This is a genomic window from Colwellia piezophila ATCC BAA-637 (assembly GCF_000378625.1).
GTDB classification, from domain to species: Bacteria; Pseudomonadota; Gammaproteobacteria; order Enterobacterales; family Alteromonadaceae; genus Colwellia; species Colwellia piezophila.
The window spans coordinates 700,060-724,424 of record NZ_KB905160.1; the positions used below are offsets into that span (position 1 = coordinate 700,060).

At 38.8% G+C, this 24,365-nt stretch carries 21 protein-coding genes and 3 tRNA genes; 13 read left to right on the forward strand and 11 right to left on the reverse strand.

Annotated features, from left to right (window positions below; genetic code table 11):
* The first annotated feature begins 1 nt into the window (after window position 1).
* Window positions 2-1,204, forward strand: a complete 1,203-nt coding sequence (locus F580_RS0102820) for a DUF1501 domain-containing protein (protein ID WP_019026184.1) — start codon at window positions 2-4, stop codon at window positions 1,202-1,204.
* Window positions 1,205-1,392: 188 nt separating this feature from the next.
* Window positions 1,393-2,745 carry a DEAD/DEAH box helicase gene (locus F580_RS0102825; RefSeq protein WP_019026185.1) on the forward strand — a complete coding sequence of 451 codons (1,353 nt, stop codon included), beginning with the start codon at window positions 1,393-1,395 and terminating at the stop codon, window positions 2,743-2,745.
* Between the two features lie 574 nt (window positions 2,746-3,319).
* On the opposite strand, the gene F580_RS27080 is transcribed toward F580_RS0102825, so the two are convergent.
* The 4 genes from F580_RS27080 to F580_RS0102840 form a co-directional block, all read right to left on the reverse strand.
* The gene (locus F580_RS27080) at window positions 3,320-3,439 is read right to left on the reverse strand and encodes a putative transporter small subunit (RefSeq protein WP_281167204.1); all 120 of its coding nucleotides are present in this window, start codon (window positions 3,437-3,439) and stop codon (window positions 3,320-3,322) included.
* A gap of 33 nt (window positions 3,440-3,472) precedes the next feature.
* A complete protein-coding gene (locus F580_RS0102830; protein ID WP_019026186.1) occupies window positions 3,473-5,101 on the reverse strand; it encodes a sodium:solute symporter family protein in 1,629 nt (542 codons plus the stop codon).
* Window positions 5,102-5,669: 568 nt separating this feature from the next.
* Entirely contained in the window at window positions 5,670-7,988 is a 2,319-nt protein-coding gene (locus F580_RS0102835; RefSeq protein WP_019026187.1) for a methyl-accepting chemotaxis protein, read from the reverse strand.
* 172 nt (window positions 7,989-8,160) lie between these two features.
* Window positions 8,161-8,859, reverse strand: a complete 699-nt coding sequence (locus tag F580_RS0102840; RefSeq protein WP_157442966.1) for a DUF3108 domain-containing protein — start codon at window positions 8,857-8,859, stop codon at window positions 8,161-8,163.
* Between the two features lie 744 nt (window positions 8,860-9,603).
* Between F580_RS0102840 and F580_RS0102845 the strand changes: the two genes are divergently transcribed.
* Both F580_RS0102845 and F580_RS26550 read left to right on the forward strand, forming a co-directional pair.
* Complete coding sequence (locus tag F580_RS0102845; RefSeq protein WP_019026189.1) at window positions 9,604-10,527, forward strand: universal stress protein; 924 nt, start codon at window positions 9,604-9,606, stop codon at window positions 10,525-10,527.
* Window positions 10,528-10,901: 374 nt separating this feature from the next.
* A complete protein-coding gene (locus tag F580_RS26550; RefSeq protein ID WP_019026190.1) occupies window positions 10,902-11,069 on the forward strand; it encodes a hypothetical protein in 168 nt (55 codons plus the stop codon).
* A 112-nt stretch (window positions 11,070-11,181) separates the two neighbouring features.
* Here the strand turns inward: F580_RS26550 and F580_RS26555 are convergent, their stop codons facing one another.
* Together F580_RS26555 and F580_RS0102860 are read right to left on the reverse strand one after the other, a co-directional pair.
* Complete coding sequence (locus F580_RS26555; protein WP_019026191.1) at window positions 11,182-11,352, reverse strand: hypothetical protein; 171 nt, start codon at window positions 11,350-11,352, stop codon at window positions 11,182-11,184.
* A gap of 99 nt (window positions 11,353-11,451) precedes the next feature.
* The gene (locus tag F580_RS0102860) at window positions 11,452-11,991 is read right to left on the reverse strand and encodes a M48 metallopeptidase family protein (RefSeq protein WP_019026192.1); all 540 of its coding nucleotides are present in this window, start codon (window positions 11,989-11,991) and stop codon (window positions 11,452-11,454) included.
* A 264-nt stretch (window positions 11,992-12,255) separates the two neighbouring features.
* On the opposite strand from F580_RS0102860, the gene F580_RS0102865 reads away from it, so the two are divergent.
* Together F580_RS0102865 and F580_RS0102870 are read left to right on the forward strand one after the other, a co-directional pair.
* Entirely contained in the window at window positions 12,256-12,516 is a 261-nt protein-coding gene (locus F580_RS0102865; protein WP_019026193.1) for a DUF2999 family protein, read from the forward strand.
* Entirely contained in the window at window positions 12,516-12,884 is a 369-nt protein-coding gene (locus F580_RS0102870; protein ID WP_019026194.1) for a HopJ type III effector protein, read from the forward strand. Before F580_RS0102865 ends, F580_RS0102870 begins: the two co-directional genes overlap by 1 nt.
* A gap of 126 nt (window positions 12,885-13,010) precedes the next feature.
* On the opposite strand, the gene F580_RS0102875 is transcribed toward F580_RS0102870, so the two are convergent.
* The 4 genes from F580_RS0102875 to F580_RS0102890 form a co-directional block, all read right to left on the reverse strand.
* Window positions 13,011-13,961, reverse strand: a complete 951-nt coding sequence (locus tag F580_RS0102875; RefSeq protein WP_019026195.1) for a DUF808 domain-containing protein — start codon at window positions 13,959-13,961, stop codon at window positions 13,011-13,013.
* Between the two features lie 535 nt (window positions 13,962-14,496).
* Window positions 14,497-14,573 (reverse strand) — tRNA-Met (locus tag F580_RS0102880).
* A gap of 315 nt (window positions 14,574-14,888) precedes the next feature.
* A tRNA-Met gene (locus tag F580_RS0102885) sits at window positions 14,889-14,965 on the reverse strand.
* An 85-nt stretch (window positions 14,966-15,050) separates the two neighbouring features.
* Window positions 15,051-15,127: transfer RNA gene (locus tag F580_RS0102890), tRNA-Met, on the reverse strand.
* Window positions 15,128-15,428: 301 nt separating this feature from the next.
* On the opposite strand from F580_RS0102890, the gene rlmKL reads away from it, so the two are divergent.
* The 5 genes from rlmKL (at window position 15,429) to rmf (ending at window position 22,293) form a co-directional block, all read left to right on the forward strand.
* Window positions 15,429-17,579, forward strand: coding sequence for a bifunctional 23S rRNA (guanine(2069)-N(7))-methyltransferase RlmK/23S rRNA (guanine(2445)-N(2))-methyltransferase RlmL (gene rlmKL, locus F580_RS0102895; protein ID WP_019026196.1), 2,151 nt, complete (start codon window positions 15,429-15,431; stop codon window positions 17,577-17,579).
* Between the two features lie 3 nt (window positions 17,580-17,582).
* Entirely contained in the window at window positions 17,583-17,846 is a 264-nt protein-coding gene (locus F580_RS0102900) for a glutaredoxin family protein (protein ID WP_019026197.1), read from the forward strand.
* A 77-nt stretch (window positions 17,847-17,923) separates the two neighbouring features.
* Window positions 17,924-19,849: an ATP-binding cassette ATPase Uup gene (gene uup / locus F580_RS0102905; protein WP_019026198.1), complete on the forward strand. Its 1,926-nt coding sequence runs from the start codon at window positions 17,924-17,926 to the stop codon at window positions 19,847-19,849.
* Window positions 19,850-20,044: 195 nt separating this feature from the next.
* Window positions 20,045-21,886: a DUF3466 family protein gene (locus tag F580_RS0102910; RefSeq protein ID WP_019026199.1), complete on the forward strand. Its 1,842-nt coding sequence runs from the start codon at window positions 20,045-20,047 to the stop codon at window positions 21,884-21,886.
* Between the two features lie 233 nt (window positions 21,887-22,119).
* Entirely contained in the window at window positions 22,120-22,293 is a 174-nt protein-coding gene (gene rmf / locus F580_RS0102915; protein WP_026301211.1) for a ribosome modulation factor, read from the forward strand.
* Window positions 22,294-22,521: 228 nt separating this feature from the next.
* Here the strand turns inward: rmf and fabA are convergent, their stop codons facing one another.
* Window positions 22,522-23,037 (reverse strand): bifunctional 3-hydroxydecanoyl-ACP dehydratase/trans-2-decenoyl-ACP isomerase, encoded by a 516-nt coding sequence (gene fabA / locus F580_RS0102920; RefSeq protein WP_019026201.1) that lies wholly within the window; start codon window positions 23,035-23,037, stop codon window positions 22,522-22,524.
* Between the two features lie 189 nt (window positions 23,038-23,226).
* Here fabA and F580_RS0102925 point away from each other — a divergent pair, with 189 nt between their 5' ends.
* Both F580_RS0102925 and uvrY read left to right on the forward strand, forming a co-directional pair.
* Window positions 23,227-23,532 (forward strand): hypothetical protein, encoded by a 306-nt coding sequence (locus F580_RS0102925; protein WP_019026202.1) that lies wholly within the window; start codon window positions 23,227-23,229, stop codon window positions 23,530-23,532.
* 167 nt (window positions 23,533-23,699) lie between these two features.
* Window positions 23,700-24,344 (forward strand): UvrY/SirA/GacA family response regulator transcription factor, encoded by a 645-nt coding sequence (gene uvrY / locus F580_RS0102930; protein ID WP_019026203.1) that lies wholly within the window; start codon window positions 23,700-23,702, stop codon window positions 24,342-24,344.
* The last annotated feature ends 21 nt before the right edge of the window (window positions 24,345-24,365 follow it).

Below are 24,365 nucleotides of genomic sequence, written 5' to 3' on the forward strand. Positions count from 1 at the left end.
GATGAGTCATGTTAACAACAACACTGAAGCTGCCATATTATCGCGGCGTAAATTTATCAAAATGGCAGGCGCTGGTTTAGCGGTCCTCTCTTTTCCTATGAGCTCAACCTTTGCTTTTGGCGCGGATAAACAAAAAGCTAACCCTAAAATTGTTTGGTTATTATTACGTGGTGCTTTAGATTCAATGCATACCATAATACCGAGTTTTGACCCGCAATATAAAACCTTACGACCTAAACTCTCTGCTAGTTTTAAAGCGCCATTATTACCCTTACAACAAGGCTTTTTTTTACACCCGTCATTAAAAAATATGCATACTTGGTATCAAGAAAAATCATTGTTACCTATTGTTGCGGTATCGTCGGGGTATCAAAAACGTTCGCACTTTGATGGCCAAGATTTTTTAGAAAGTGGTAAAGGGCAGATTGACCATGACTCTGGTTGGTTGTCTCGTGCGATTGACGTTAAAAATAAACGCGCCCTTGCTATTTCTCGCGCAACACCGATTAGCTTGCGCGGCAGTAAAAACAGTACTAAGCAAGTGAGTACTTGGTATCCGTCAAAGTTTGACAGTGCCGAGCATGAAGTTTACAGCGAACTAGCTCAGTTATATCAACATGATGAAGCCTTAAAAGAAAACCTTGAAAATGGCTTAGAGGTACTCGGTTTAGTCGGCGCTAAAAATGCCAAGACTAAAAAGCGGCAAGGTAAGTTTATTGATTTAAGCAAAGCTTGTGCAAAGTTCATGGTGGGCGAGCAGGGTGTTGACTGTGCCATGTTAGAACTAGGTGGTTGGGATACGCATAATAATCAAAGTTTCCGCTTAAATAGACAACTATCTGAGCTAGACCAAGGTTTAGCTGCATTAAAGTCAGGTTTAGGGGACGAGTGGCAAAACACTGTGATTATTATAGGCACTGAGTTTGGTAGAACAGCCAAAGAAAATGGCACCGGTGGTACCGACCATGGCACCGGTAGTGCACTATTTCTAGCTGGCGGCGCGGTTAACGGCGGAAAAGTTCAAGGCAAATGGCCTGGCTTAAAAGCGGATGAATTATTTGAGCAACGCGATTTAATGCCTACCACGAATAGTTTTGGTTGGATCGGCAATATATTATCTCAACATTGGCAATTCACTGAGCAAGAGTTAAGGCAAGTATTCCCGCAGGTGAAAGCCTATAATGAAGCCTTAGTAAAAGCTTAGTTACTTTTTTAGTGTTTTTAATTATGTGCCGGTCATTGAATGAAATAAGCGCCGCTGTAATCGCTTTTTGGCGGTAGTTTATTCGTTTTTTGGGGCTAGTTTAATTGCTTACTTAATTCCATTGGTATTACAGGGTATAAATACGCTAAAATAGGGGTTATTACCTTAGCTTCGAGCCCTTTATCTTAATGAGCACTGACACACCTAAAGCCACAACACCTGCCAACGTTACCACCACTTTTGCCGAGTTGGGCCTTATTTCACCCATCTTAGCTCGATTAACTGAGCTGGAATACCTTCAGCCAACGCCTATTCAAGCCCAAGCTATTCCTAGCGTATTAGCCGGACGTGATTTAATTGGTGGGGCAAATACTGGCTCGGGTAAAACAGCAACGTTTGCGCTGCCTATGTTGCAGCAACTCTCAAAACAAAGTGTTGGCAAAGGCTCTACAAACAATAAAGGCACGATGAATAAAGGCAATTACGTTAGCGGACTGATCTTAGTTCCTACCCGAGAATTGGCCAAGCAAGTTGCCGACAGTATTAAATCTTATTCAGTGCATTTTAACGGCGCGATTAAAGCCATGGCTGTTTTTGGTGGTGTCTCGGTAAATAAGCAAATGCTAGCTTTACGTGGCGGCACCGATATTTTGGTAGCCACACCGGGTCGATTACTCGATTTGATTTCAAGTAATGCCATTAAGCTTGATTTGGTCAATACCTTAGTTCTTGATGAAGCCGACAGAATGTTAAGCCTAGGTTTTACTGAAGAGCTTTCACAGATAATGGCATTAATGCCAAAGAAAAAACAAACGCTATTATTTTCAGCAACTTTTCCTGAGCAAGTACAGACCTTAACCCAAGAGTTATTGAATAACCCTGTTGAAATACAATTGCAAAGTAAAGATGCGAGTACCTTGGTACAACGTGTCTTTACCGTTAACAAAGGCGAAAAAACAGCGGTATTAGCGCATTTAATTCATGAGCATCAATGGCGACAAGCATTGGTTTTCGTTAATGCTAAACACCACTGTGAGCATTTAGCTGAAAAGCTCGCTAAACGTGGTATAACCGCCGAAGTCTTTCATGGCGATAAAGGCCAGAGTGAACGTACTCGTGTGCTAGAAGGCTTTAAAGCAGGCACGATTGACGTCTTAATTGCCACCGATATTGCAGCCCGTGGTTTAGACATTGAAAAACTGCCGGTGGTAATTAACTTTAACTTACCAAGAAGTCCGTCAGACTACATGCACCGTATTGGCCGAAGTGGCCGTGCAGGAGAAGTGGGTTTAGCTATATCGCTTATTGATCATGAAGACTATCATCACTTTAAAGTGATCGAAAAGAAGAACAAAATCTGGCTTGAACGTGAGCAAGTAGCAGGTTTTGAAGTGGCGGAAATCGCCGAAGATTCAATTTTAGCCGCAGAGTTAGCTGAAAGTAAACCGATGGCCAAACCTGAAGGCACCGGTAAGAAAAAACGTAAAAAGAAAAAAACAGTTAATGAAGATATTTGGGCAGGCTATTCTAAACCTGAGTAATGCTCAATGAATTGATTGCACTATTTAAACGGTTTTGACGCTAATTAGCATTAGCGTCAAAACCGTTTTTTATTGTTCAGTATTGAGTACCCAGTGGCACCGTACCTTCACCACTTTACAAGGGCGTGATGGAAAAACAAACTAAGAGGTGCTTAATTTTTCTTCATGTTCTGCTTTGATAGTAATACGTAATTTGATATCAGTTAGCATGAGCCATCCTTATTTATAGAAGGCAGGTTGCCCTCTATCTATGTGTGCATAACACACCTTTTCAGGGTCGTTACACGTTTCACATGGACTAGGTGTGTTAACCCAATCATCTATTAAATCTTGTTCTTCTTACTTCTCGCTTCGTCATGAGTTATCGAGTAATAATCCGAGCACTCACAAGTACTCATAAGCACATTACTAAGTACAATAAGCAGCAGCTAAAGCATAAAAAAATCCGATATAGAGTAAATATCGGATTTTCTTATTTAAGTAGACTTGTTTAGACAGCAGTATTTAGAAGTCAGTGTTTAAACACTCTTCTTTAAACACTCTTCTTTAAACGCTAATCTTTAAACACTCTTTTTTATACAATACTGCGATCTTCGCGCTTGGCTTCAGCCATGTCTTTAAAGAACGCTCTAACTATGACGAACAGCACGACGGCTGAAATTACTGGCCATATCAAAATATATAGGGATAGCATAATGTTGTCTTCCTGGTTTGAATGTTAAATTTATTAGTCAAAATGTTGGATGCGTTCGTGAATCAGCGAAAAATCAAAGCGCTCTTTATTGGCTAAGCTAATCGCAGTACAGATCATAGTGCTTGCTCCATAGGCAATCAGAGAGCCAAGCAAAACAGTGTAATCACGTAAAAAGTTTTGGAAATAGTAAGCGCATATTAACCCGACAATGGTACCTATGAAAAGTGCCGCTTTACGATTTGAAAAACCATAACACATTAATCCAATAACTGTGCCGCCACCAACTGCGGCAATAACTTCCATGCTAGCAGCCCAAATTCCAACCAATGGTATCAATTCAAAACGTACCAAACAAAATAGTGTTAAGCCACCTAATACTGCGCTTAAAAAGGCTTTGTTAGTGACTCTGTCCCAATAACAGCTAGCGATAACAGGGAAAACAAGCGAGCCCCATAAAGCGCCAACAAAAACGAGCATTACTAGGATGTCGAGAGAGAAACTGGCAAGAATTAAACCCAGGATTGTGGCGATAACCATGGTTATACGACCTAAAAGTAGCATCTTCTTATTGTCGATTTTACCTTTGGCTAAGTTCTTTGCATAAATATCTGTCATCACAATGGCTGAAAGCGCTGAGAGATCTGAGTCGGCGGTTGAGGACAACGAGCCAATGACTAAGATAAACAGCATACCGATAGCAAAAGGCGGCAAGTAGGTTGAGGCGACTTGTGGAATCAGGTTATTCAAATCGCCATCATGTGGTGTCATGCCCATAAACAGTGCCATCATGCCGAGCATGCCTAAACCGATGACGATAGAACCATAGCCTAGTGTCGCGGTGATGAATGAAGATTTGATGAGGTCTTGGCGTACAGCAAAAATTCGCTGAGCAATGGTCTGGTTACCAATACCGTAGGCAAGTACGGCGACAAAAAATGGTGCGCCTTGTTCTAAAATGGCTTTGGTGGAGAAGAAATCGGCCTGTTCGGCGGTTAATATATTGAAGCCTTGTGATAGAGCATCAGAGCCGCCCATGCTGAAATAAATCCAAGGGATGAGTACAATCGCGACGACCATCATGGCGACAACTTGCGCGAAGTCGGTAAGAATAGAGGCTCTAAAGCCTGACCATAGCGTATAAGATAAAACACCGACACCGGCGATCAATACGCCCGTTTGGAAAGATAATGGCGTCAGTACTGACACCAAGGCGCCCGCAGCGGTGAAGTTAACCATTAGGCTGATAACACTGCCAACTAAGTTTGAAACCGCCAAAATAAGCTGACTAGAGGAGCCATGTCTTGCGTGCATAACCTCAGCTAAGGTGCGAGCTCTGGGAGCTAATTCGCGAAAGCGCTGACCGTAAGGGTAAATAAATAATATCATCAAGGCCCCCCAAAATCCGTAGTGCATTGCGCCGGACAAGCCATATTTGTAGCCTGAGCTTGCTGCGCCGTAAAAAGACGCCGCCCAAATCCACGTTGCCGTCATACTCGCCGCGGCGATGCCAAATCCTACGGCACCATTGGAAACCATGTAGCCATCGACACTATCCGATTTTTTTGCCGCTAAGGTTGAAAATAGAAAGGTAAGACCGTAAAAGCCAACTAATAGAAGTAGGGTAGTAGTGATTGAAAATTGATAAAATACCGGGTCTTGCATAGGTTTCCTTGGGGTTATGTTGAGCGTTATAGTTATAGTTACACGTATGGTTACACCGAGAATTTGAACGCTCGAGATAGGTGCATTGGTATAGCCAATTAATTACTTTATTTGATAGCAATTTACATTAGCCAGTTACGCCGCGCCGCATTATACATGATCTATAGATGAACTGCCGTATAAAAACCAGTGAGGTTTGTTAATAAGAAGGCTACCAAAGCAGTAAGCAGAGGGGCTTGTTTATGTTCACTTTGTTGAACCTTTTGCAGGTAAGGTTGGCAGTTATAGGCAAGGTTTTCTCAATTATGAATAGCCGCCTTGAAGAAATGCAGTAACTTAATATTGAACTCGCCAAAGGTAGTTATTAGTTACGGCAACATTGGCAGATAGCCCCTCAACCCCATAAACGTTACTACAAAATAAAAATGTAGTTAATATTGAACAGCTAAAACATATTGCTAACAAAGAGTTCTTCATATTTTATCTCCTGAAGCATTAATAGCTGTACTTGAGTATTTTAAGTACATTAAATCATAGGGTTATTTTATAGCCAGTGTGGTAAGTCTAGCTAGAAGCTAAATTCTCGCATTTTTTCTTCAAGGTTCCTGACCAGAGTACTGAGGTTTTTAACATCTTCTCTACTTAAATTAGCATTATCGGAAATATTATGAGAGTTATCAGCTATCTCGGTAACATTTTGGTTAATCTCGTTGACTACCATGCTTTGCTCTTCAGACGCGGTAGCAATTTGAATGTTCATATCACTTAATTGCTCAACCAGTGCCAATATGTCGGTGATGATGTGGCGGTTTTTCTGACAAGAGTCAATGCTATGATTAGCCATTTCACTGGAAGAGCTGACTATTTTTACCGTACTTTGTGTTTCTTGTTGTAAGGAGTTTATTTTCTCTCGAATGTCTTCAGTGGATTGTTGTGTGCGACTTGCCAATGTTCTTACTTCATCAGCAACAACGGCAAAGCCACGTCCTTGCTCGCCAGCTCTAGCTGCTTCGATGGCCGCATTTAGGGCTAATAAATTAGTTTGTTCTGCAATTGATTGGATAACATCTAAAACAGAGCCGATAGATACGCTTTCATCGGCGAGCTTTTCGATAGAGCTTGAAGCCGATGACATTTGTTTATTTAACTCATCCATATCATGTTCCAAATTTTCGGCAGAATTATTGCTCTCAATGCATTTGTCACTGGTTTCTTTCACTGTATTGGCAGCCTCTGCAGCATTACGAGCCACCTCTTTGATAGTCGCAAGTAACTGGTTAGTAGCCACTGCCATGCTATCAGCATTATCGGTCTGACTTTGAGTTTGACTTGTTGTCTCATCCATATTAATTAACATCTTTTCAGTCGATTCAAGCAGAGTTTCGGATAACTGTTCGACGCAGTGTAGAATATCTCTTATTTCGCTGATTAAATGATTAAAAGAATTAGCTAAACCAAGTAGTTCATCATTACCGTCGTATTCAACGCTATGACTTAGGTCTTTGTTTTTGCTTATTTTATTTACTTGTCCAATAAAGCTATTGATAGGGTTAGATATACCGCGTCCAACCATAAAACCTGATATTAATGTCAGAGGGATCAATATCACCATAATGACGGAAATAATAAGCCAGATACTATTCAACATATCTTCTCTATCTTTCATTGCTTCAGCAACATCAATTTCACTTAATATTGCCCAATCAACACCTTCGATATTCAGCGGGGCAAAAGCTGATAAAACGTCTACGTTGCGGTAGTCTTTAATACGTTTAATGCCGCTTTGTCCTGATAATGCCGCATTGGCACTCTCGGTTGCTACTTCTTGTAAGCCGATGCCAGAGTCACTGGCAATTATTTTATCAAGGGTTGCTTTATTTGTGCCCACAGATTCTAGCGCACTGATATAGCCTTTTTTATCTTCAATAAGAAAACGACTTTGACTTCTAAGTAAGTTGTCATCACCAATAAGATAGGTTTCGCCTGATTCTCCCAAGCCTACTTTTTGCCATTTTTTGTCATAAGTCATCAAATTATTGATCTTAGCTATCGGCATTTGAAAAATTAAGATACCAATCTTTTCACCTGAATCTGAAAATATGGGAGAAGAGATAAAAGCCGCAGCGGCATGATATGAGGGGAAATAAGGTTTGAAATCGATTAAAAAACTAGTGTTTTTATCGGAGCTACTATTTGCTGCGTTAAACGCTTTAGCAAGGCCGGTATTTTTGTACGGACCTGATAACAGTGAGGTGGCAAAATCAAGCTCTTTAAAGACCGAGTAAATAACAAAACCGGTATCAGGCTCGACTAAAAATATATCGTAATAACCAAAAGCATTTAAGTATTGGTCTAAGTGTGCATGATATTTCTTATGTAACTGGCTGTAATTTGAGCCATCATCTGCGAATAATAAGCCATTTTTACTGCCTAACGGGTTAGGGTTAGCACTGATGTAAGCATGTTGTAATGATTTGGTGTTTTGGTTTAGCTGTTGATATTTTTCTATAGAACTTAATGAAGAGGAGGGGTTTTGGTTTTTGTATTCAGGATCAAACTCATTACGATAATAGCCTTTAATCTTATCGTTATCTCGCAGTGAGGTTTGACTATCGTAATTAAAGAAATGCTCAGGTAGTTGCTGCATCATATCGATAATCATGCCGTCATTGGAGTAAGTAATGACTTCTTTTTTTATGGTTTTAAAGTAATTTTCAATTTGGGTTTTTTGAATTTCTCGAATAGCAACGAGCTGGCTAAATGCTCTTTTCTCCATTGCCGTTGCTGCAATGCTGGTTGCTTGCCAACCAACTAAGCCACCCGCTGTTATGATACCAATGGCAGATAATACCACTGAAGCTAAAATAATTTTGTTGGATATTTTCATTGGAACCGCTCAATAAAAGCAAACCATATTATCTAGTTTAGTTCCTTTACTTATGGTTGTATCTTTTTTGAGCACATGTAAGCCGGCAGTTTATCTTGATAAGTATGTTTACTATGAAATTAAAAGCTAAGTAAGGTTATGAACTAATTCACCGGTAAGTTATTGACAAGGTTTACGGCTCACATTGCATACTAAAGTCAGTTAACCATACTACCGGCGAAAAAATCATATCAAGCTCTGCTTTTACTAGTTGAAAGTCATGATTTTTGGAAAACCATAAAACGATACTGTCGTGCTCGCCCACTTCAATGACCTTAATGGTTGCTAACTTGCCCCATTTTTTATGATCAATAACTTCCACACCCGCCACTTCAAATTGATAAGTATCAACTCGATTACTTGCTTGGCGGGAAAGCATAAATTTCTTTTTGTCTTGCAGCAAATTGAGCCGAATTTGTGCTCCTAAAGTATCAATACCATATAAAGGATAATCTTTATTTTCATCTTTCTGGGGATAGTGGGTTACCTCATCATCTAGGGTAACTGTTGAGGATAGGCCATTGTTCGACATTTTAGCGGTCATTGTTCTATTTTTAAGTCCGCTCAGCTTTTGTGAGAAACCAGGGGTTAAAAAATGCTTGTGCTGCTTTGAGTATTGCAGGGTGGTTTTTTGATTGTAGGTCGAGTCTAGCCAAAAGAAGCTTACTTCAGCCTTTGATGTGATTGCGGCCTGAGGCACTGTTGAGATTTTATCCCATTTGATGGTGCGGTGTAAATAACCGACTTTTCCCCCAAAGAAATGAACATCATATTCAAAGGTCTTTTGACACTGATGTAAGTTTTTCAGTTCGGACGCCGTTAAGTTGTTCATTTCACTGGCTTGTGATGGAAGGTTTACGCAAAAAAAACAACCACTAAAAATACTTAACAGGATTAATGGCGTTTTGATTAGTTTGGTTAGTAAGGGCAATTCATTCACGGTTTTTTAGTGCTCTGCTGGATATAAGAAGGCTTGATGAAATTTATTATTCGCTAGCCGTTGGCGTTAGTATATTAAAAAAGGATTTAAAAAACTGTATTTGTTTATTACATAACGATTAACAGATGAAGTAGCTACTAATGGCATTTACTAAAGGTAAATGAAGAGCAGATAAAACTGTTCTAGTGAGTTAATGGGCGCCATTAGCAAGTAAAATATCGTCAATGATTGCTGGGGGTTATCTCGAGCAGGTACTGGGTCAATTGATAACGGCGATACATTGCTAAATGTCGTTCATTCAACTAATTTTTAACTAAGGGTATAAGAAATATTGTTTACTAAGTAACCTGAATTCTGGATAAGCAGCACTTGCTCAATATTCCCCTTTATCCGATTCTCAGCGTTAAAACGTCGATAAATAACCCGTTATTCATAAACGTTTTTCCTTGATAATCGAATAAATTGAAACATTGATAGAGTATATCGCTACTTAACCTTGTAAATTTTGTTCTTAACAACCGTAAGTTGTTGTTTTTACTTAAACATCAAACACTCATTATCCAGAGTTCAGGTTAAGTAAATAGGGATATTTAATGTGGCACTTGCAGTTATAGGCTTGATACTTAGGAGGAAAGGATGAGGTTAATTAAAGAGATTTTAGTGGTGATGGACGATAGTAGTGATCATCAGCCCGCTTTAGTGCAAGCGATTAAAATAGCCAAGCAGACCTCTGCCACTATTGAATTATTTCTAGTCGCTTATACTCGTGGGCTTGTTAGTCACTGGAACTTTAATCAAACGCAATTATTGGCTTTACAAAAAGAGTACGTGGCGACTAAGTTACGTTGGTTAGAAACCTACTTAGCTGAAATAACGGCTTTAGGACTCGAGGTTAGGCTTGATGCTGTTTGGCATCCTGATATAAGTTGCGCCGTGGTGGCTAAAGTAGAAAGTGACAATGTCTGTTTGGTGGTTAAGTCAACCAAGCAATACTCAACGATTAACAAGGTTTTTTTCACACCGAGTGACTGGCAACTGCTTGAGCATTGTCCAGTACCACTATTACTCACTAAGAGCTTGAACGACTCTTCTTATCATAAGATTATTGCTGCTGTTGATCCTAAAAAGACTCACGATAAGCCAGAGAAATTAGACAATAAAATTTTAGCCGCAGCTATAGCCATGGGTGAGTTATTTGATAGTCATGTGCATGTTTGTCATTGTTATCAACCGATTGGAATAGAGTTGTGGCAAGGTATGAGTTCAGTGGGCATGGACCATAGCTTAAATAACGGTGATTTTACTGACTACACTGATGCGATTAAGCAACACCATCAAAGTTTGTTTGATGAATTGCTAGCTAATTATTCCTTTGATAAAAAATCTAGTCACCTTATTGCTGGCTCACCAGAATTTGAATTGCCTGTGCTTGTTAAAGATTATCAAGTAGATGTGTTGGTGATGGGCATGAGCAATAATGGTAAGTTTATTGGCAATACCGTGGAAAAAATACTCGATAATGTTGACTGTGATGTCTTATCTATTAGGTGTTCAGATTAGTTATGCCGATAAGAATGTAAGCCTTGATAACGGATAAGTATTTTGTTGGATAATAGTGTTAAGTAACAGCTTTGTTACATAAGTGGTCGTTATTATTAAAATAAATGTTTACTTATTCAACAAAGGTGAGTATATTGTCGTCGTTACTTAGCATTCCTCGGTTAAGTAACGTAAATCCTCAGTGATTTTTCGTGTTTTGTCTTTCCCTTTCACAGTCAGCCAACACCATAATAAAAAGTTATTACAACAAAGCTTTTTGCTGCATGAGATCCCGAGTAATTCTCGGTGGGTTCATCGTATTATTATCATTTTTATGTATATGCAGCTATAGGCTTTTTAATATTGCGTTATTACGCAATTAAAGGAGTTATATTATGTCTTATACTTTTCAAGGTAAGATTTACGCTATTGAAGCACCGGTAAAGTCTATTTCAATCAACAAATTAAATGTTGTTGTTAAAGATCAAGCTGGTTCGCAATTGTTTAAATTTACCAAAGTGAATGAGTCTAAAGATTTTTTAGCTATGCTATATCAAGCGTAACTAACAAAAGATCAGAGCCGTTAGCTCAGCTAATGGTTACTATAAAAAGCCAGAATATCCTTAATAAGGTATTCTGGCTTTTTTGCGTTTAGCGATATGTACCCTATGCTCGCTAGTCAATTTTATTAATGGTAACTTCCAAATACTTACTATTTCCTGCGTACCATTTTTGTACGTAAATAGAGCCTAAAATTGGCGGCATGCCGTCTTTGGGTATTTCTTTATAGCGAACGCTATTCTTGTTTTGTTTTTCTAATTCAAACTTAATCTTAGTTTCAGACATAATTAAGGGCTTTATAATGTTGATAATAGTTCGGTAATTTATAGAAAGTTACCTGAGCAAGCAAGTGGCAATATGTTTCTTAGATAAAGCGCCCTTAGCTTAAGAATAAATACGGCCTAACAACTCCACTTGCGTTAAGTAAATACGTAGGTCTAATTCTAATTGATAGTAATCAGGCAACATACTCTGGCAAAGTTTATAAAACGCTTTGTTATGTTCTTTTTCTTTTAAGTGAGCTAACTCATGCACAACTATCATGGCGAGAAATGCTTCTGGAGCTTTTTTAAATAAGCTACCCACTCTAATTTCATGTTTACTTTTTAACTTATTGCCTTGTACACGAGATACATAGGTGTGCAGGCCTAAGGCATTATTAATAATATGAATTTTGTCATCATATTTTATCTGGCTCAAAGGAGCTGATTTCTTCAAATACTGGTTTTTTAACGACATAACATAAGAGCGTAGCGCTTTGTCGCTCGTTATTTGATGTGTTGTTGGATATTTTGATAATAAATAGGCAGCTAATTTTTTTTGTTCAAGCATTTGCTGAACTTGTGATTGTACCTTCTCGGAGTAGGCCGACAGGTACTTAAGTTTTGGTTGCTCGAATTCTAGTGATTTTAATTTTGCTGGCATAAAGTAGTAATAGCACGATAGTTAATTAAGGGGGTAAGCGTTACGGTTTTGATATCATCGTATTCGGTGAATGGCTATCAATCTCGGTATTATACTTTTTATTTACTGAGCTGTGTAGTTTACTACACTCATAGCGATGGTAAAAAACTGACAAAATAAGTGAATAAAATTAACAGTAGTAACTTTTAGTGTATTTGAGGCTTTAACAATGGCCGATTTTTGTTAAAATAACTTTATTATTTAATGTAACTTGAGAAAAAATTAATGAACCCGATTATTCAAATTTTAAAAGACCTAAATATCAGTGATGAAAAAATTGGAGAACTTTTTCAAGCGCTTACTGAAAACCCAATGATGGCAATGGCATTCATTGCACAACTTGGCATTCCGCCTGAAAAGCTGCAAGCGATTATGAGTTTAGTAATGGCCGATCCTGGCCTTATTGAGCAGGCAGTGAATGAATTAGGCTTAGACTTTTCTAAAGTAGAGGAAGCTAAAGCAAAGTTAAAAGCCGGAAATGTCTAGTGAATACGGTTGAAAAAAATAGTAATTTGGCTGAGTTAATTAGTCAGCTAGAGGCAAAACCCGAAAATGTAAATTTTGAACAAGTGATGCAAGTTATTGCTCAAAGCTACAACTACACACCGGCACGTTTCAGTAATGGTGATTTAGTTAATGAAGCGGGCACCAATGAAGGCTCTTGTAAAATATTTTATTTTGCCAAGCTTAATAAGTTAACCGAGCAGCAAACCTTGGCTTGTTTTGGTAAATTTTATCATCATGATGTGCTAAAAAATCCGCAAGGCAATGATCACGGCAATATCCGTAACTTTATGCAAAAGGGCTGGAGTCAGGTTGAGTTTAACTCGGTTGCTTTAACCTCACGAGCTTAACTTGCCGGTATTTAAATGGTCGGCTTAAAATGATCAACTTCAAAGCATTAGCCAAGGTGCATTATTTATGCACTTTGGCTAAACGCTTATTAACTAATAGTCTGCTCATCTGTAACTAGACTTCTTCTAGTTACTCTTTTGTTTAACGACTTTCATTACCGCTAAAGAAAAAAATACCAATACAGCACCTAAAATAAAGCCAACGCATAAGTCGATTAGCAACGGGGTAATTGCCACCAACAGCCCTGAAAATAGTGGCAGCTTACTAGCAAAGAATATCGCTGATTCAATGAGGTGATGAAAAGCGGGAACACCATGGGTTATCAATGAACCCCCAACGAGCCACATAGCGATTGTTCCAGCAAAGGCTAATAACTTCATGAGTTTAGGTGCAAATGCAATCATAAAGTGTCCCAAAGCACGTTTGGCTTTTCCCCAGAGGTTCATTGATTTATCTTTAATCAATAAAAAGCCGCCATCATCAATTTTGACAATACCGGCAACTAAGCCGTAAACACCTATGGTCATCAAAATGGCGATAAAAACTAACACGGCAATTTGAGTAGTAATTGGCTTGTCTGCCACAGTGCCCAAAGCAATAATGATTATTTCTGCAGAAAGAATAAAATCAGTCCGAATAGCGCCTTTGATTTTATCTTTTTCATAAAGGGTAATGTCGATGTTTTCATCTTGAAGGGCAGCAACACGCTTTTCATGTTGCTCTATGTGTTCATCTTTATGGCTGAATTTATGCCAAACCTTCTCAAAGCCCTCATAACATAAATAGGCACCGCCTAGCATTAATAAAGGCATAATTACGATAGGTAAAAAATAACTAAGCATCAGGGCAATAGGAACTATAATCGCTTTATTAAGCATAGAGCCTTTAAATACCGCCCAAACAACGGGCAACTCTCTATCGGCTTTTAAACCACCAGAAAGCTGCTCGGCATTAACGGCTAAGTCATCACCTAAAACCCCGGCCGTCTTTTTAGCCGCCACCTTAGATAAAACAGCAACATCATCGAGTAGCATAGCAATATCATCTAATAAGGTTAGTAAACTTGCACCTGCCATAAAAATCCTTGTTTATTCTTTAGGTAAAGTAATCGAGTAAATTATTGGTATAAATCAATCGTGCTAATGGCAACACTATATTTACCTTAACGTTTTTATTCAATAAGAAAGATAAAATGACAATGACTAAATGGAGTAGAAGATAATTGTTAAAAAAAGGGGAGTGAGGGTTTATATCGGTAACAGGCAGACGAGCTTATGCTTGGAGTATAAAACTAAGGGAATATGGGAATTGGTTGCGGGAGCCAGATTTGGTAAGACAATGACGACTTTCGGCTATATTTCTTATTAGGAAAGGTAATAGCCCGACGAGCTTATGCTTGGAGATTTTAAAAATTAGGGGGGAGTTTAAATTTTAACTAAGGAATACTCTTTATACTTAAGTGAAGTTGGTTGCGGGAGCCAGATTTGGTAAGACAATGACGACTTTCGGCTATTTATAAGTGATAGCCCGACGAGCTTATGCTTGGAGATTTTAAAAATTAGGGGGAGTTTAAATTTTAACTAAGGAATACTCTTTATACTTAAGTGAAGTTGGTTGCGGGAGCCAGATTTGAACTGACGACCTTCGGGTTATGAGCCCGACGAGCTACCAGACTGCTCCATCCCGCGTCCGAATGGTTTAAGTGGTTAACTTAAACAAGCCAAGTTGTTTTAATTCAAACTTAAGAATTTACTCTTTATACTTGAGTAAAGTTGGTTGCGATAGCCAGATTTGATAACAAACTTGACGACCTTCGGCTATCTATAGTGAATAGCCCGACGAGGTTGAACTTTTAGACTGCTCCATCCCGCGTCCGAATGGTTTAAGTGGTGAACTTAAACAAGCCGATAATTGTTTTAATTCTATTATCAGAGAATTGGTTGTTGGAGCCCTTATCTTATGAAGAGGGAACTGACGACCTGCTTTTTATACTTAAGCGAAGTTGGTTGCGGGAGCCAGATTTGAACTGACGACCTTCGGGTTATGAGCCCGACGAGCTACCAGACTGCTCCATCCCGCGTCCGAATGGTTTAAGTGGTTAACTTAAACAAGCCAAGTTGTTTTAATTCAAACTTAAGAATTTACTCTTTATACTTGAGTAAAGTTGGTTGCGGGAGCCAGATTTGAACTGACGACCTTCGGGTTATGAGCCCGACGAGCTACCAGACTGCTCCATCCCGCGTCCGAATGGTTTAAACTTCACTATTACTAGTAATATTTAAACAAGCCACAATATTTTACTTCTTATTGCGAGAAGTTTCTTTCAAAAAGGTTACTCCTTGAAAGCGAGGCGTATATTAAGGATAGCGCATCGATAAAGCAAGCGCTTTTATAAAAATAATTCTGTTCGCTTGAATGTTGCTCGTTACGGGTGAAAAGCAGGCAGTTTCGGGTAGTTAAAGTTAACTTTTGTTTATGTAGCTGGTGTTTGCGTATATAATCGCGCCCATAGATTACTCTGCTGCTTACTCCGGAAATTCACCATGAAAGAATCCATGCACCAATTTTTAGCTTTAACCTCTCCAGGTATTGAAGTTTTACTGTTCGATGAAATAAAAAACCTCGGCGCAGACCGTGTTGTACAAAAACCAGAAGGCGTTTATTTTCAAGCTTCTTTAGCGTTAGGCTATAAGATTTCGCTTTGGACTCGTCTTGCTACGCGTATCATGCTTAAATTAGGTGAGGGTGAAGCGAAAGATAAAGACGAATTGTTTAAAGCAGCAAGCTCAATTAATTGGCCTGATATTTTTAATTCAACAACAACCTTTGCCATAGACTTTGTTGGCTACAGTGAAGAAATCCGTAATAGCCAGTTTGGTGGCTTAACGATTAAAGATGCGATAGTTGATCAGTTTAGAGAGCAAGGTTATGAACGTCCTAATGTCGATAAAAAATCGCCACAAATTAGTTTTCAAGCGCGTTTACTAAGAGACCACATCCACATATTTCTTGATTTCTCTGGTCGAGGTTTATTCCAACGTGGTTATCGCGAGCACAGTGGTGCTGCACCGTTAAAAGAAAATTTAGCTGCCGCGCTTATAATACGTTCGGGTTGGTTAAACGATACCACTAAGCCATTGGTTGACCCTATGTGTGGCTCAGGCACCATTTTAATTGAAGCTGTTTCGATGGCAGCCAAACAAGCACCGGCCCTTAATCGGGCATCATGGGGTTTTGAATCTTGGCTAACCCATGATAATGACATCTGGGAAGAGCAGTTAGCGAGAGCCATAGAAAGTTCTGAACAATCCCTAGCTACGCTTAAAGGCGTTAAAGTATTTGGCGTTGATATTGATTCTCGGGTATTAAGGACGGCACAACAAAATGCCCGTAATGCGCATTTACAGCAATATATTGAGTTCTCCTGTAAAAATACCAACGATATGAATAACACCTTTGGCGGGCCGGGTACCGTGTTATTTAACCCTCCTTATGGTGAACGTATTGGTGAGTTACCTGAGCTAGTAGAAAACTTTGTTTTGTTTGGTCAAAAACTTAAAACGCAGTTTATGGATTGGCGAGTGGCCATATTAACCGCGAACATAGATTTACTCGCTATGTTGAAACTGTCTAGCTTCAAGCGTTACAAATTTAAGAATGGCCCGTTAGATTGTCAATTAGCCTTGTATAATGTAGATGAAAAGCAAAGGGCTAAAGATGCGGTAAACCCGCAATCTGATTTTTCTGAGGAAGATAGCGCTTTTGCTAACCGCCTAAAGAAAAACCGTAAAAATTTAAAAGGCTGGTTAAAATCAAATGAGATTGAAGCCTATCGTTTATATGACGGTGATATTCCTGAATATAATGCAGCTGTTGATATTTATGGTGAGTATTTAGTTATACAAGAATATGCCGCACCAAAAACGATTGATGAACAAAAAGCCAAGAAACGTCTACAAGAAATTATTTATTGGGCACCTAAAGTATTAGGTATTCCAACGGATAAAGTTGTGTTGAAAACGCGCGCTAAGCAAAAGGGCAGCAATCAATATCAACGTTTAGACAAGTCGAAGCAATCTCTTACTATTAATGAACATGGTGCCAAGTTTAAGATTAATTTATGGGATTACCTCGATACCGGTTTATTTTTAGATCATCGTAAAACGCGTCAGATAGTGGCGAAAAAATCTCAAGGTAAGTCATTACTTAATTTGTTTGCCTATACCGGCTCGGTTTCAGTACAGGCTGCTGTACATGGTGCGTTATCAGTGACCACGATTGATATGTCAAAGACTTACCTTAGTTGGGCACAAGATAATTTTGCTTTGAATAAATTAAGCGGCCATAAATATGAATTTATTCAAGCAGACTGTTTAGACTGGTTGAAAAAGAACACTCATAAATTTGATGTGATTTTTATTGATCCACCAACCTTCTCAAATTCTAAACGTATGGAAGATAGCTTTGATGTCCAGCGAGATCACGTGGCGTTATTAGACGATGCATTGAAGTCACTCAATAGAGGTGGCGAAATATTTTTCACTAATAACAAGCGTAATTTCAAAATTGATTTTGATGCGTTAGATAAATTGGGTTTAAGTGCAGAGGCCATGTCAGAGGTTACTCGTGATAAAGATTTTGCCCGTAATAAGCATATTCATAACAGCTGGTCTATTAAGCGCAAAGCTACCTAAGTAATGAATAAATATAATTTATATGGCAGCGAAGGCTGTCATTTATGTGAGCAGGCTTTGGCTATTTGTTTGGCTGTACTACCAAGAGCACAGCTCACTGAAATTGATATTATAGAAAACGAACGTGTTGCTCATGAAGAGCAAACATTGGTTGAATTGTATGGTGTACATATTCCCGTACTGGAAAAGCTAGCGCAAGACAGCAGCAAAAACATTAAGTTGTTTTGGCCTTTTACCCAAACACAAGTTGAGCAATTCAGCCTGTAGCAATAATTAGTAAATTATTAGCTAATTATTAGAATTTATTAGAATTTATTAGAATTTATTAGAAGTTAAGAAGAATTATGGAATTATTAAGAATAGCCAATGGTGAGCTTGCCTTCGGCGAAGATAAAATATTAGATAAAGCAGAGTTAAGTATACAAACGGGCGAACGTATTTGTTTAGTTGGTCGCAATGGTGCCGGTAAGTCTACTTTAATGAAGATATTAATGGGCAAGCAAGGTCTAGACGATGGTCAGATTTTAAAGTCTAGTACCATGAAAATGTCTATGTTAGAGCAAGATCCACCAGAATCGTCTGAAATCAGTGTCTTTGATTTTGTTGCTGAAGGGGTAAAAGAAAACGCCGAACTTATCCGTCGTTATCACGCCTTAATTCACTTGATTGGCGAAGACCCAAGTGACAAAAACCTCAACAAGTTAGCAAACGTGCAAGAAGAGCTTGAAAAAGCCAATGCTTGGCTAGACGAACAGCGCATTGATCAAGCCATGACTACGTTATCGTTAGATCCAGATGCTAGAATTTGCGACTTATCGGGTGGTTGGTTACGTAAAGTAGCGTTGGCTAAAGCATTAGTTACTAGCCCTGATATTTTATTACTTGATGAGCCAACTAACCATTTGGATATTGAAAGTGTTTTATGGTTGGAGAAGTTTTTAAAAGACTTTGCCGGCACTATCATATTTATTAGCCATGACAGGGCGTTTATTCGTGGCTTATCTACTCGTATTTTAGATCTTGATCGTGGTAAATTGAAAAGCTACCCTGGTAATTATGATTTATATATCGAGCAAAAGCAGCATGATTTACAAGTAGAAATGCAGCAAAACGCTTTATTTGATAAAAAACTAGCCGAAGAAGAAGTGTGGATACGTCAAGGGGTTAAAGCCCGACGTACCCGTAATGAAGGTCGTGTTCGCTCTCTAGAAAAATTACGTAAAGAACGTACCGACCGTCGTGATGTGCGTAACCAAAACACCATGAATATTACTCAAGGTGATCGTTCTGGTAAGTTGGTCTTTGAAGCTGAAGACGTCACAGTTGCCTTTGGTGATAACGTTGTTATTGAAAACCTCAATCTACTTATTACGCGTAATGATAGGTTAGCGTTTATAGGGGCTAACGGTACCGGTAAATCAACCTTGATTAAACTTATCATGGAAACTCAAGCGGCAACCAGTGGTAAAATGCGCTCAGGTGTTAATCTAGAAATCGCTTACTTTGATCAGCATCGCGAAGCCCTTGATTTAAATCAAACCGTGCAAGAAATTGTCGGTGAAGGTAAACAAGAGGTGATGGTTAATGGTAGATCTCGCCATGTATTAGGTTATCTACAAGACTTCTTATTCAGTCCTAAAAGAGCTCGTACTCCGGTTAGAGCGTTATCAGGTGGCGAGAAGAATAGATTATTACTGGCGCGATTATTTTTACGTCCAAGTAACTTACTTATTCTCGATGAGCCGACCAACGATCTTGATATTGAAACTTTAGAGTTGCTTGAAGAAGTTGTTGCAAATTATGCTGGAACCGTTATTTTAGTGAGCCATGATCGTGATTTCGTCAATAACTGTGTGAATACTTGTTTGTATTTTGATGGTACAGGGCAGGTAAATCAGATTGTTGGTGGTTATGATGATGTTGATGATTACCTTGCGCTTAAAGAAACACAACGTCAAAGTATGGCCGAAGGCGCTCAGCAGAAAAACAAAGAAACTGAAGACAAAAGTAAGCAAGCGCAGAATACTGCCACAGAGTCTGTGACTAATAAGAAAAAGTTATCTTTTAAAGAGGCGCGTGAACTTGAAGCGCTGCCTGAAAAAATTGATGAATTAGAAAATTCGATTAATGAATTACAAGCACAAGTCAATGATGCGGACTTTTTCAGTCAAGAAGAAAAAATAACACAAAAAGTTTTGAACCAGCTGGCAGAAATAGAGTCGAACCTTGAAGCTGTCTATGCCAGATGGCAAGAGTTAGATGAGCAATAACATTGCATTAGTGAAGCCGTTACAAAACAATAGCAAAAGAATACTTTAAAGCATTGGCCATTCGTTTAAGCTACCGCGTCATTGCGTTAAAGTATTGTCTTTAATATAGACTTAATAATAATAGTATTTGATTTGTTTTATTTTAAATAACTAAAACGAGTTAAAGCGAACAACCATAAAGAGTAATCAAGTAGAATGAAGTCATTTGCAAAAAATATACTCGCGTTAGGAGTGACTAGTGCTTTAAGCCTTAGCGCTATTAATTATAGCCATGCCGCTACTTATGAAGTCATTGAAGTTGATAAAGAAGCTATTGGATATACTTATGGCGGTAAGCTAAATATCAATGGTTTAATAGCGGTTTCAGGAGCGAACTCTTTTAACTTTCCTGTGCAATTTGACTACCTGAATGATAATGATTTTAATCAAATCCAATATAATGCTCAGGTCGGCCATGATTATTATTTTGGCCTTGAGCCGATTGAAGACTTTGATGCCTTAAAAGCGGGTGATCCTACCGCCAATGACCTAGCGTGGTCAAAGATGTACCTGCAAGGTATGAATGACAATGGTAACTTAAATCCATATTATGAATATCAAATGGTTGCTGATAAAGCTGCCCTAGTTAACTTCGGTGCGGGTAGTCAATCAGTAGAGTTATGCGTATTTGATACGGATTTTAGCGGCAGTCCTTGTACGGGGGTATTAACCCGATCAACCGATGATGCTGTTAAAGGTATTAGCGACAGTAACGTTATTTTTGGTACCGCAACGGCTGCTTACTTACCGATAACCAATCCAGACTTTACTGACAGCGCTGGGGAACTTCGTGATTTTTGGTTACGTGCACATGGCCAACGCGGTTTTTACTCCCTAGATAATGGCGCAACTATCTTGCCCCTAACGCCAATCTACTCTGAATATGGCGGTGGTATTTCAGCGTTATTTGATATGAATGATACCAACACTGCGGTTGGTTATAGCAGTTACAAGTTAAGTGAAGGCCGAGAAGAAGATATCCTCGATCCTGCGTTAGGTTGTGTAGAGCCAAATAGGTTTAATGTACCTTATGACATATGTATACAGGATCACCAAGCCGGTATGTACCATATTCAGGCATTTAAGGCGACGATATCAGCGACAGGTGAGTTAGAAAATACTGAAGGGCTTGGCTTATTAGTCACGCCACATGCCGATGACAAACGAGGTTTCTCTAGTCAAGCACTAGCCGTTAATAACAATGGCGTTGCGGTGGGTTATTCTCATGGCTGGAATAACCCTGATGTTGGTGAACCTGTAGTAAATGAACGAATGTCTGGCTCCTATGCGGTTATTTTTAAAGAGGATGCTGAAGGTAATAAGCAGGTATTTGACTTTAATCGAGAAGTTTATTTGCCAAACTATAGTACTATTTTTTCATTCTCTCGTGCTCATGATATTAACGATAGTGGCTTAGTGGTGGGTTATACTCACAACACTGAATCCGGGGTGAAAAAGCTATTTTATGTTGATACTAATGTTCCTGATAGTGAAATGGAAATGATCATGCCAAAGGACTTTTTCAATACTTCAATAAGTTCTGCAGCTGCGGTTAATAGCGCTGGCGTTATTGTTGGTAAAGCAGAAGTTGATACGCATAATGCGAGCCCTCAAAATCCACGCCGTACGGTCGGCTTTCTCTATGACACCGCAAGTGATACACCAGAGATGATTAATCTGAATGATTTATTAACCTGTAACTCAGCTTATGATGTTTTAGAAGCCAATGATATTAACGATGAAGGCCAGATATCAGCTACTGCAATAGTTAAATCTAAAAGCTATGATGCCTTAGGTGAGCCAATACTGGATGATAGTGGTAACCCGGTAATGATTGATGTTGCTCGTGCGGTATTACTTAACCCTATTGCTGGTGAAGTTGACGACTGTGGCTCTGAAGAAGATAAAGTAGAAAGACAAGGGGCTAGTTTTAATGGTTTTGTCTTACTGTCACTATTGGCTTTGTTCGGTATTCGACGTAAAAAAGCTAATCGCTAAATAGATAATGGCTTAATCACTGATTATTAAGCATAAAAAAAGCACTCATGAAGTGCTTTTTTTTTGCTGGTATTTTAGTCAGAGAAAGTATTGATATTCAGCTTTCTTCAGCTATCATTAAAGTAGTTATACAGTATCAGTTGAATAGTTATTGAGTGTTGCGTGTTAAAACTGACTTATTACAACTGTTATTGGTATTCCGTTTGCGGATAACCAAGGAGCGTGTATTTATGATGAAGCGGCAAAAACGCGATCGCCAAAATAGGGCACACACAAGAGGTTACCAAGCAGGTATATCTGGTCGTTCTAAGGAACATTGCCCGTACCAAAATGATGAAATAAAGTCACAATGGCTTGGCGGATGGCGAGAGGCCATAGAAGATAAACATCAAGGGCTGTTTAAATAAACAATTACTTGTTTTATCAACAACAGTTCAACCGTTATTTATATCGAATATCGAATATCGAATATCGAATATAGAAAGAACAGAAAGAAAAGAACAGAAAGAACAGAAAAGAACAGAAAGAAAAGAACAGAAAGAAAGTATTGAAATTGATGTGTTAAAAAGCCCCGCAAATTGCAGGGCTTTTTTTTTATAAATTTTATTGCTTTGGCGATAAAATTTTAAGTCAGGTTAAAACTTACTGGTATCAGTAAACAATCCTACTTTAAGATCTTTTGCCGTATAGATTACACGACCATCTACACTTACAGTACCGTCAGCAAGACCCATGTAAAGTCTACGCTTAATAACACGTTTAAAGTCAATTTTGAAAGTAACCTTTTTAGCCGTTGGTAATATTTGGCCAGTAAATTTCACTTCACCTACACCTAGAGCTCGCCCTTTACCTGGACCACCAGTCCAAGCTAAGAAAAATCCAACAAGTTGCCACATAGCATCTAAGCCTAAACAACCCGGCATTACCGGATCACCTTTAAAGTGACAATCAAAAAACCATAAGTCAGGAGTAATGTCTAATTCGGCTAAAATGTAACCTTTACCATAGTCACCACCTTCTTCAGAGATAGTGACAATGCGATCCATCATTAACATGTTATCAGAAGGAAGTTGTGAGTTACCCTCACCAAATAATTCACCTGTGCCTGCTTTTACTAGATCTTCTTTACTGTATGAGTTTTGTTGTGGCATAGCCATAATAGCTGATAATCCGATAATAAATTTTAGAGGGTTACTCTAGCGTACACTTGTACACTAAACAACTCGGAACAGTTAAAAATTTAAATTTATTTGTATTAAATCAAATTTTATTCTGACCTTGATTATGGCTTTGTTATACGTGACTATAGGCTTTTAAAATGAAAATAAAATGAAAATAAGATGAAAGAAGCTGAACAGGTTAATGACCAATCGTCTAAGCAAACCAGTGAACACCCCTTAAAAAAAGTTGCGATGAGCAATGCGGCAAAACAAAAGCGCTACCGAGATAAGCAAAAAGAGCGTGGCTTGCAGGAAATGCGTGGCTATTTGTCACCTGAGGCGAAGGAATGTTATCAGCTGATCAGCGAACAAACTAACTGGTCTGACAGTGTTATCTTAAGCAATGCGGTAAGGTTAACCTATGCAGCTTATAAAAATGGTCAAGTAGGGTTATTAAATAGCTGGCTTAAAAACAATAAGCTTTAGTGCAGGCACTTACTCATAATTAACCCCAGTTAGCAAGTGCTTGTATAGTGTAGTTATTTATCTTTAACAACGCTCTAACGTTAATGGAACTTCAGAATATTCCATTGAATATTCCTCGATTTCGCTATACTCTTGCAACCTCTCATATTTAATTAAGGTTACCTTGCGTGATAAATGTTTTATTGGTTGATGATCATCACCTTGTTCGTGTTGGTATAAATAAGATTTTAACGAGCGTTAAAGGGCTATGTGTTATTGGCGAATGTGAAACAGGCGAAGAGGCCATTAAATTCTGTCGCCAGAGTGAGCCTGATGTGCTGCTCATGGATATGGACATGCCTGGTATGGGCGGTCTTGAAGCGACTAAAAAAATCTTACGCATGGCCCCTGATGTTAAAATAATTGTCTTAACTGCGCATTCCGAAGATCCGTTCCCAAGTAAAGTCATGCAAATGGGCGCAGCAGGCTACTTAACCAAAGACGCCGGTCCTGATGAAATGGTTACCGCTATCCGTGCTGTTCATAGTGGTAAACGTTACCTTCCTTCAGATATCGCACAGAAGATGGCATTAAGCCAGTTTAAATCAGCCGAAGAAAATCCTTTTAATAGCTTATCCGATCGTGAATTACAGATCATGATCATGATTACTCGTGGCGATAAAGTACCGGCAATATCTGAACACCTTAACTTAAGTAGTAAAACGATTAACAGTTACCGTTACCGTATGTTTGAAAAGCTTACTGTGAGTAACGATGTTGAGCTAACACACCTAGCCATTCGCCACGGCATGTTGAAAACTGAAAAGCTATAACTCTCTTAAGAATTACCGCCT